The organism is Micromonospora sp. 15K316, from assembly GCF_004348525.1.
Classification (GTDB): Bacteria; Actinomycetota; Actinomycetes; order Mycobacteriales; family Micromonosporaceae; genus Micromonospora.
In genome coordinates this window covers 1-8763 of sequence record NZ_SMKG01000239.1, presented here as the reverse complement: position 1 = coordinate 8763, position 8763 = coordinate 1, and the positions used below count along the sequence as shown (strand labels likewise).

The 8763-nt window shown below is 73.0% G+C and carries 9 protein-coding genes; 3 read left to right on the top strand and 6 right to left on the bottom strand.

Features of this window, described 5'->3' with window-relative positions; all coding sequences use genetic code 11:
- Together E1211_RS27870 and E1211_RS27865 are read left to right on the top strand one after the other, a co-directional pair.
- Positions 1 to 480, top strand: a 480-nt coding sequence (locus E1211_RS27870) for a DNA-3-methyladenine glycosylase (RefSeq protein ID WP_371686208.1), incomplete at its 5' end; no start/stop codon positions are given.
- Positions 477 to 989, top strand: a complete 513-nt coding sequence (locus E1211_RS27865) for a methylated-DNA--[protein]-cysteine S-methyltransferase (protein ID WP_132352505.1) — start codon at positions 477 to 479, stop codon at positions 987 to 989. The genes E1211_RS27870 and E1211_RS27865, both read left to right, overlap by 4 nt.
- 29 nt (positions 990 to 1018) lie before the next feature.
- On the opposite strand, the gene E1211_RS27860 is transcribed toward E1211_RS27865, so the two are convergent.
- Positions 1019 to 1672, bottom strand: coding sequence for a nitroreductase family protein (locus tag E1211_RS27860; RefSeq protein WP_243709726.1), 654 nt, complete (start codon positions 1670 to 1672; stop codon positions 1019 to 1021).
- A gap of 65 nt (positions 1673 to 1737) precedes the next feature.
- Between E1211_RS27860 and valS the strand changes: the two genes are divergently transcribed.
- Entirely contained in the window at positions 1738 to 4350 is a 2613-nt protein-coding gene (gene valS / locus E1211_RS27855) for a valine--tRNA ligase (protein ID WP_132352501.1), read from the top strand.
- A gap of 110 nt (positions 4351 to 4460) precedes the next feature.
- Here the strand turns inward: valS and E1211_RS27850 are convergent, their stop codons facing one another.
- The 5 genes from E1211_RS27850 to E1211_RS27830 form a co-directional block, all read right to left on the bottom strand.
- Positions 4461 to 5108 (bottom strand): hypothetical protein, encoded by a 648-nt coding sequence (locus tag E1211_RS27850; RefSeq protein WP_243709725.1) that lies wholly within the window; start codon positions 5106 to 5108, stop codon positions 4461 to 4463.
- Between the two features lie 123 nt (positions 5109 to 5231).
- Entirely contained in the window at positions 5232 to 5942 is a 711-nt protein-coding gene (locus E1211_RS27845; protein ID WP_132352499.1) for an ABC transporter permease subunit, read from the bottom strand.
- Between the two features lies 1 nt (position 5943).
- Entirely contained in the window at positions 5944 to 6903 is a 960-nt protein-coding gene (locus tag E1211_RS27840) for an ABC transporter ATP-binding protein (protein ID WP_132352497.1), read from the bottom strand.
- Positions 6900 to 7790 carry an ABC transporter permease gene (locus E1211_RS27835; RefSeq protein ID WP_132352495.1) on the bottom strand — a complete coding sequence of 297 codons (891 nt, stop codon included), beginning with the start codon at positions 7788 to 7790 and terminating at the stop codon, positions 6900 to 6902. The genes E1211_RS27840 and E1211_RS27835 overlap by 4 nt, the downstream gene beginning before the upstream one ends.
- On the bottom strand, positions 7783 to 8697 hold the full coding sequence (locus tag E1211_RS27830) for an ABC transporter ATP-binding protein (protein ID WP_132352493.1): 915 nt from the start codon (positions 8695 to 8697) through the stop codon (positions 7783 to 7785). Before E1211_RS27830 ends, E1211_RS27835 begins: the two co-directional genes overlap by 8 nt.
- Between the last annotated feature and the right edge of the window lie 66 nt (positions 8698 to 8763).

Below are 8763 nucleotides of genomic sequence, written 5' to 3'. Positions count from 1 at the left end.
CCCGCCGCCAGCCCGGTTGATCATGAAGTTGTCGGCACGGACGACGGCGTGTCGCGACGACAACTCCATGATCACGGCGCGGCCGGCGGTGCGGAGCGGGCGTTGCGGGGTTTTCCCGGCGCGGAGGAGCTGCTGCGGCTCGGCGACTCGGCGTTCCGGATGCCGGTCGCCCGGCGGGAGACGATCCGGGGCCTGGCCCGAGCGGTGGCCGAGGGCGGCCTGGAGCTCGCGCCCGGCGGGGACCGCGCCGAGATCGTCCGCCGGCTGGTCGCGCTCCCCGGCATCGGCCCCTGGACCGCCGGGTACGTCGCGATGCGCGCGCTCGGCGACCCGGACGTCCTGCTCCCCACCGACCTGGCCGTACGGCGCGGCGCGGCCGCGCTCGGCCTGCCCGACGACCCGAAGACCCTCGCCGCGTACGCGGACCGCTGGCGACCCTGGCGGTCGTACGCGGTGATCAGACTCTGGAGAGCGGAATGACCACTGTAGACAGCACGGTGCTGACCACCCCGGCCGGCCCGCTGAGCATCCTGGCCGCCCCCGACGGGACGGTCCGGGCGGCCGGCTTCACCGACACCCCGGAGTCGCTGCTGCCACTGGTGCACCCGACGTTGCGGGCGCCCCTGCGGCACCGGGCCGACCTGGGCCCGGTCACCACCGCCGTGCGCTCCTACCTCGACGGGGACCTGAGCGCGATCGACGCGGTGCCGGTCGAGCAGCGCACCGACGGCCCGTTCCTGACACACGCCTGGCAGGTGCTGCGCGCCGTGGCGCCGGGCGAACCGGTCACGTACACCGCGTTCGCCGGGCTCGCCGGGCGGCCGCCGGCCGTACGCGCCGCCGCCGCGGCCTGCGCCCGCAACGCGGTCGCGCTCTTCGTGCCCTGCCATCGGGTGCTGCGTACCGACGGGACGCTCGGCGGCTACCGCTGGGGCCTCGACGTGAAGCGATGGCTGCTCGGTCACGAGCGGCCGGCGACGGTGAGCTGACCCCGCGGCGCCCACGCCGACCGGGCGACTCACCAGCGGTCGACGTGCAGCACCTCGTCCAGGGGCTGCCGGATCGCCGGCCGGAAGCTCTCGCCGGTGTACCAGGCGGTCGGGATCAGCGCCGCCTGACGTACCTCCTCGGGGAGGCCGAGCAGCTCGGCCACCTCCGCCTCGTACACCAGGTGCAGCGTGGTCCAGGCGGTGCCGAGGCCACGCGCCCGCGCGGCGAGCATGTAGCTCCAGACCGCGGGCAGCAGCGACGCCCAGAGCCCGGCCTGGTTGCCCGCGGCGAGCTCGCCGCCGCCGGGCAACCGCAGGCACGGCAGGAACAACACCGGCACCTGCGCCATGCGGTCGCCGAGCCAGGCCACGCTCTCGGCCACCCGGCGCTGCACGGCCGCCCGGGCCGGGTCGTCGGCGAAGAGGCGGCCCGCCGAGGACTCCGAGTCGAGGTAGGCGCGTACCGCCCGCTGGTAGAGCAGCCCGATCTCGGCCCGCAGCAGCGGATCGGTGACCAGCACGAAGTGCCACCCCTGCCGGTTGGAGCCGCTGGGCGCCTGGAGCGCGATCTCCAGGCACTCCCGGACCAGCTCCATCGGCACCGGCCGGGTCAGGTCCAACCGGCGGCGGACCGTACGGGTGGTGGTGAGCAGCTCGTCGGGGCTCAGCGGAGACGTCGGCACGAATTGCATCGTGTCACGCCGGTAACCACGTGGTCCGGCCGTTGGGCGCTGCCTACGATCGCAGGATGACTGATACGGAGAGGACGGCCCGTGCCGGCGTCCCCGAGCGTCCGAACCTGGACGGCATCGAGGAGACGTGGGCGCGCCGCTGGCAGGAGGAGGGCACGTACACGTTCGACCGGAGAAGGACCGTCCCGGTAGCCGGCACGTCGCCGGGCGCGCCGGGCCGCGCCGGACGTCGGGATGACGTGTACTCGATCGACACTCCGCCGCCCACCGTATCGGGCGAGCTGCACATGGGCCATGTCTTCTCGTACACGCACACCGACACGGTCGCCCGCTTCCAGCGGATGCGCGGCAAGGCCGTGTTCTACCCGATGGGCTGGGACGACAACGGTCTGCCCACCGAGCGCCGGGTGCAGAACGTCTACGGCGTGCGCTGCGACCCCGAACTGCCGTACGACCCCGCCTGGCGTCCGCCGGCTACCCCGATCAGCGACGAGGCCCGGAAGAACCCGACCTCGATCTCCCGGCGCAACTTCATCGAGCTCTGCGAACGGCTCACCGTCTCCGACGAGCAGATCTTCGAGGCGCTCTGGCGGCGGCTCGGGCTCTCGGTGGACTGGTCGTTGACGTACACCACGATCGGTCGGGTGGCGCGGGCCACCAGCCAGCGGGCCTTCCTGCGCAACCTGGCCCGGGGCGAGGCGTACCAGGCGGAGGCGCCGACGCTCTGGGACGTCGGATTCGCCACCGCGGTCGCCCAGGCGGAGCTGGAGGACCGGGAGCGACCCGGCGCGTACCACCGGCTGCGGTTCACCGGCCCGGGCGGGCGCGAGGTGCTGATCGACACCACCCGACCGGAGCTCCTGCCGGCCTGCGTGGCACTGGTCTGCCACCCGGACGACGAGCGGTACGGCGACCTGGTGGGCGCCACCGTGCACAGCCCGCTCTTCGGTGTCGAGGTGCCGGTTCACGCCCACCCGCTCGCCGACCCGGCCAAGGGCACCGGCATGGTGATGGTCTGCACGTTCGGTGACCTCACCGACGTGACCTGGTGGCGCGAGCTGCGACTCGACACCCGCGTGGTGATCGGGCGGGACGGCCGGCTGCTGCCGGACCCGCCGGCCGGCGTGCCGGCACAGCCGTACGCGGCGCTGGCCGGGCAGACCGTCAACGGCGCGCGCCGTGAGATCGTCGGGATGCTGGCCGACGCGGGTGACCTGATCGGCGAGCCGCGGGCCATCACCCACCCGGTGAAGTTCTACGAGCGCGGCGACCGGCCGTTGGAGATCGTCTCGACCCGGCAGTGGTACCTGCGCAACGGCGGGCGCGACCCCCTGCTGCGCGAGGAGCTGCTCGCCCGTGGCCGGGAGCTGCACTGGGTGCCGGAGCACATGCGGCACCGCTACGACCACTGGGTGGGTGGGCTGACCGGCGACTGGCTGGTCAGCCGGCAGCGCTTCTTCGGGGTGCCGGTGCCGGTGTGGTACCGGCTCGACGACGCTGGCGAGCCGGACTGGTCCCAGCCTCTCACGCCGGCGGAGTCCGCGCTGCCGGTTGACCCGTCCACCGACGCCCCGGCCGGGTACGACGAGTCCCAGCGCGGCCGGCCGGGCGGATTCACCGGCGACCCGGACGTCCTCGACACCTGGGCCACCTCGTCGCTCACCCCGCAGATCGTCGGTGGCTGGGAGACCGACCCCGACCTGTTCGCCCAGGTCTTCCCGATGGACCTGCGCCCGCAGGGGCACGACATCATCCGTACCTGGCTCTTCTCCACCATCGTCCGCTCGCATCTGGAGCACGGCGCGCTCCCCTGGCGGGACGCGGAGCTGTCCGGCTGGATCCTCGACCCGGACCGGAAGAAGATGTCCAAGTCCAAGGGGAACGTGGTGACCCCGATGGCGCTGCTGGAGCAGAACGGATCGGACGCGGTGCGGTACTGGGCGGCCAACGGCAAGCCCGGCATGGACCTGGCGTACGACGCGGCGCAGATCAAGATCGGTCGGCGCCTCGCCACGAAGGTGCTCAACGCGTCGAAGTTCGCCCTCGGGCTGGGCGCGGCCGACGCGCTACGCGCCGCCGCCACCGAGCCGCTGGACCGGGCCATGCTCGCCGAGCTCACCGGCGTGGTGACCGCCGCGACGACCGCCTTCGAGTCGTACGACCACACCGCCGCCCTGCTGGCGACCGAGTCGTTCTTCTGGCGGTTCTGCGACGACTACATCGAACTGGTCAAGGAGCGCGCCTACGGCTCCGGGTCGGCCTCCGACTCGGCCCGGGCGGCGCTGGCCACCGCCCTCTCCGTGCAGCTGCGGCTCTTCGCCCCGGTGCTGCCGTTCGTCACCGAGGAGGTCTGGTCCTGGTGGCGGTACGGCTCGGTGCACCGGGCGCCGTGGCCGACGACGTACGAGGTGGGCCGGGCGATCGAGGGCGAGGGGGATCCGGAGCTGCTCCGGCTCGCCGGGGAGGCGCTCAGCCAGGTGCGGCGGGCCAAGTCGGAGCGGAAGCTCTCGATGCGCGCGGAGGTGCCGCTCGCCGAGGCGCTCGGCCCGGCCGCGCTGCTGGAGAAGCTCACCCTGGTCTCCGACGACCTACGGGCGGCCGGCCGGATCGGCAAGCTGGACCTCCTCCCCGACCGGACGACGGAGCTGGTGATCGCCTCCGCCTTCTGACCCGTCCCCCGCTTTCACGGAAAGAGTGGCCGTTCGCGTGCGGAAGGCCACTCTTTCCGTGCGGGAGTTCCCGACCGGCGAGGGGAGACGTGGTCCGGCGGGGTGGGGAGTCACCAGCCGCGGAGGAAGCGGAGGCCGAGCAGGAAGGCGACCACGGCCGGGCCGACCAGCAGGGTGATCGCCTGGAGCCGGTACGGCATCCGGTGCCGGGTCAACTCGACCGCGTTGCCGAGCACGATCACGCCGGCCAGCATCAGGAACGCGCCCCACCAACCGGCGTCGCCGAAGTCCACCAGGCCGGCGCGGATCAGCTGGAAGGCCGCGCCGAGCAGCGACCCGGTCAGCGCGAGCAGCGCCACGGCCCGGTGCAGTCCCCGGGCCAGCGGATGCGCCGGCCGCCACAGGTAGGTGCCGGCGACCGCCAGACACGGCACCATGATCATGACGGGCCAGCCCCGTCCCATGACGCCGAACATGAGCAACGCGCCGGTGGCGAAGACCAGCGCGCCGGCGCAGGCCACCACGTAGCCGGCGAAGGCCCGGCCGCCGCCCCGCGCCAGCAGCGGGCCACCGCAGGCCGCGATCAGCGCACCGGGGATCAGCACGAACCCGGCCCACCAGTGGAAGTGCCCACTGCTCTGGGCGATCGTGGTGATCACCGCCGCGGCCAGCCCGGCCACCGCGAGACTCACCAGCCAGTGCCGCCCGGCACTCGCGCCGGGTCGCCCCACCATGACCTGCCCCACTTCTGCGCTCACGGATCAAGCCTCGCCGACCGGACGGCCCCGGTCCATCCGGCCAGCCCTACCTTGCGCCGACCGGTTAGCCGGGCCTGTGCCGTGCGTACCGCCACGACAGGGGCCCACCCGAGCGGGCGAGGCTCAGCTCGTCTCGCCCGCCACGCTGAACGAGCGCAGCCGGTCGATCGCCAGGACGGTGAAGCCGACGCTGAACAGTGCGGTCATCACCGCCGCCACCGGCACGGAGACGGTCGTCTCCAGCAGGCCGCTCGGAGCCAGCCGGTCGGCGAGGGCGATCACGTACTGCTGGATCGAGAGCACCTTCGTGCCGCTCACGAAGTTGCCGAGTAGCCCCTCCCAGATCAGCACGTAGACCAGGCCGAGCAGCACCGGCCGCCGGGTGACCAGGCTGAGCGCCAGGAAGAGCGCCGAGTACGCCAGCGCGCCGAGGCACGCGGCGACGACAAGCGCCAGGCCGAGACGTACCGAGTGGGCCAGCACACCCGCGACGTAGATCGGCACGGCGACGGTGACCGCGGTGACCCCGGTCGCCACCGCGAGCTTCGGCAGCACGATCTGCCAGCGCGGGAGCGGCTTCGTGAGGATGTGCACCACGGTGCCGTCGTCGATCTCCGCGCCGAGCACACCGGTGCCGACGATCAGCGCGACCACCGGCAGCACCACGGCCAGCCCGAGACCGACCAGCACCGGCGGCCCCCACGCGCCCGGGTCCACGCCGAGCGAGCGGGAGAGCACGGCGAGCAGCACCAGCACGACCGGAAGGGGGAAGAGCATCAGGAACCGGCGGCGGCCGAAGAGGCCCCGGGCGGTGATCCAGGAAACGGTCGACATCTCAGGCCTCCACCAGGTAGGAGAAGACGCTCTCCAGGGACTCGTCCTCGGGCACCAGCTGCTGGACCCGGATGCCCTTGGCGAGGGCGATCCGGGGCAGCGCCCGGGTGAAGGCGCCGTAGTCGCCGGCCCGCACGGTCAGGCCGCTGCGGTCCAGCTCGACCCCGGTGACCGACGGCTCGGCCATCAGCGCCACGGCGAGCGCCCGGTCGTCGGCGGAGCGCACCGCGAAGACGTGCGGCCGGTTGGTCATCAGCCGGCGGATCGTACGGAAGTCGCCGGAGGCGGCGAGCCGGCCGGCGACCATCACCTGGACGGTGCCGGAGACCTGCTCGACCTCCTCCAGGATGTGCGAGCTGAACAGGATGGTCCGGCCGGCGCCGCCGAGGCGGTGCAGCAGCTCCATCATGTGCAGCCGCTGGCGCGGGTCCATCCCGTTGAACGGCTCGTCGAGCAGCAGCACCTGCGGGTCGTGCACCAGCGCCGCGGCCACCCGCGTCCGCTGCCGCATGCCCTTCGAGTACGTGCCGATCCGCCGGTTCTGCGCGTCCTCCATCTCGACCAGCGCGATCGCGCGGCGGGCCGCCTCCTTCGGATCGGGCAACCGGTGCAGCTTCGCGCTGGCCAGCACGAACTCGTAGGCGGTGAGGAAGGTGTGCACCGCCTCGCGCTCGCTGACCAGACCGAGCCGGCGGTAGACCTCGGGGTTGCGCCAGGTCGGCTCGCCGTCGAGGGCGACCGTGCCGCGCGACGGGGCCAGGAAGCCGGCCATCATGTGCAGCAGGGTGGTCTTGCCCGCGCCGTTCGGCCCGAGCAGCCCGGTGACGCCCGGGCCGAGTCGCATGGAGACGTCGTTGACGGCGACCACGTTGCCGTACCAGCGGGAGACGCCGGCGAGGTCGAGGGTGCTGGCGGCGACGGTCGGGGCTCCCGCCACGGTGGCGGGGCTCGTCGTGGTCATCGGGTGGCCACCTTCCGGTAGCGGGCGAGCAGCAGGGTGATGCAGCCGGCGACGAGCAGCACGGCGGCGAGCGCGTACACCGGGCCGAAGTCGCCGATGAGCGAGTGGCTCGCCTCGGCCGCGTCGCCGGTGATCAGCAGGTCGCCGAGGGACCAGACCCCGACCCCCTGCACCAGCGTGGACGGGGAGGCGAGACCCGCCAGCTCGTTCAGCGTCTGGGAGGGCATGATCGACAGGGTGCCGACGATCGGCGTGGTCATCAGGAAGACGGCCACGATCCCACCGGCGGCGAACGCCCGCTTGCCCGTGAGCGAGGCGACCAGAAGCCCGATCGACGCGAAGACCACCGCCCAGAGCCCGGCGTAGAGCAGGCCCGGCAGCAGGTCGAGCAGCTCGTTCCAGACCCCGTTCATGCCGTCGCCGGTGGTGAACGCGGCGCCCAGGAACATCACCAGCTGCGGTGCGCCGAGCAGCAACCAGAGCGCGGTCACCATCGCCAGCAACTTGGCGAGCGGATAGTCCGACCGGGGCAGCGGCCGGGAGAAGTAGAGCGGCAGCACCCCGCTGCGCAGGTCCCGGGAGACCAGCTCCGGGGCGACCACCGCGGCGAAGAAGATGACCAGCCAGCTCATGTTGTCGGCGAACTGGGCGTAGGTCATGACGACCTCGCCGATCTGGCTGCGTATCGCGGTGACGCCGGCGGCCACCACGGTGACGATCGCGACCACCAGCCACGGGAAGATCTTCGCCTTCGCGCTGCGGCCCAGCCCGAACGCCGTACGCAGCCCGTGCAGGTAGAGCGCGCCGAAGACCTGCCGGCGGCCCAGCCGCGGACCGGTGTAGCGCTGGTAGCCGATGTCGTGGATGACGCCGGTCGGCTCAGACATGGCTGGGCTCCCTCGTGGCGAACAGCTCGGCCACCCGGTGCCGGCGCTGGTCGAGCCGGTGCAGCGGCAGGTCCAGCTCGGCGACCGCGCCGAGGATCAGGTCGTAGGTGGCGTCGTCGGCGAGCGGTACGAGCAGCAACCGCCCGTCCCGGGTCACCGGCAGTTGCAGCGCGGCCAGCCGCGCGGCGAGATCGTCGGTGCCCTCGCTGACCTCCACGGCGAGCACGTCGGTGCTCGACGTCATGGCCGAGATGTGGTCGGCCCGCAGCAGCCGTCCGCCGTCGATGGCGATCAGCGTGTCGCAGATCCGTTCCACCTCGCCGAGCAGGTGGGAGCAGACCAGTACGGAAATGCCGAACTCGGTGCCGATCCGGTGCACCAGGGCCAGCATGGCGTCCCGGCCGGCCGGGTCGAGGCCATTGGTCGGCTCGTCGAGCAGCAGCAGGTCGGGATCGTGCACCAGCGCCTGGGCGAGCTTCACCCGCTGCTTCATGCCGGTGGAGTAGCCGCCGACCGGGCGGTAGCGCTCCTCGTAGAGCCCGACGTGCCGCAGCGCCTCGGAGGCCCGCTCCCGGGCGACCGTACGCGGCAGACCGCTGATCCGCCCGAGGTGGGTGACCAGCTCGGCGGCGGTGAGGTCCGGCGGGAGCGCCTCGTGCTCCGGCATGTAGCCGACCCGGGCGCGGACGGCCGCCGAGTCGGTGGTCGGGTCCAGGCCCAGCACCCGCACCCGGCCGCTGGTCGGCGTGAGCAGGCCCAGCAGGATCTTGATCAGGGTCGACTTGCCGGCGCCGTTCGCGCCGACCAACCCGATGATCCCCGGCTCGACCGCCACGGTGAGGTCGGCCAACGCCGTGACCACACCCCCGTACGTCTTGGTCAGCGACTCGGTCGCGATCAGTGTCACGCCGCCCAGCGTAGGCAGGACGGGCGCGTCGTGGGGCCCGCCGCGCCCCCGGTCCACCCCTGATCC

Coding starts and splice junctions, on each gene's coding strand:
- E1211_RS27865 (WP_132352505.1), top strand. CDS start 477: ATGACCACTGTAGACAGCACGGTGCTGACCACCCCGGCCGGCCCGCTG.
- valS (WP_132352501.1), top strand. CDS start 1,738: ATGACTGATACGGAGAGGACGGCCCGTGCCGGCGTCCCCGAGCGTCCG.
- E1211_RS27845 (WP_132352499.1), bottom strand. CDS start 5,942: ATGTCGACCGTTTCCTGGATCACCGCCCGGGGCCTCTTCGGCCGCCGC.
- E1211_RS27840 (WP_132352497.1), bottom strand. CDS start 6,903: ATGACCACGACGAGCCCCGCCACCGTGGCGGGAGCCCCGACCGTCGCC.
- E1211_RS27835 (WP_132352495.1), bottom strand. CDS start 7,790: ATGTCTGAGCCGACCGGCGTCATCCACGACATCGGCTACCAGCGCTAC.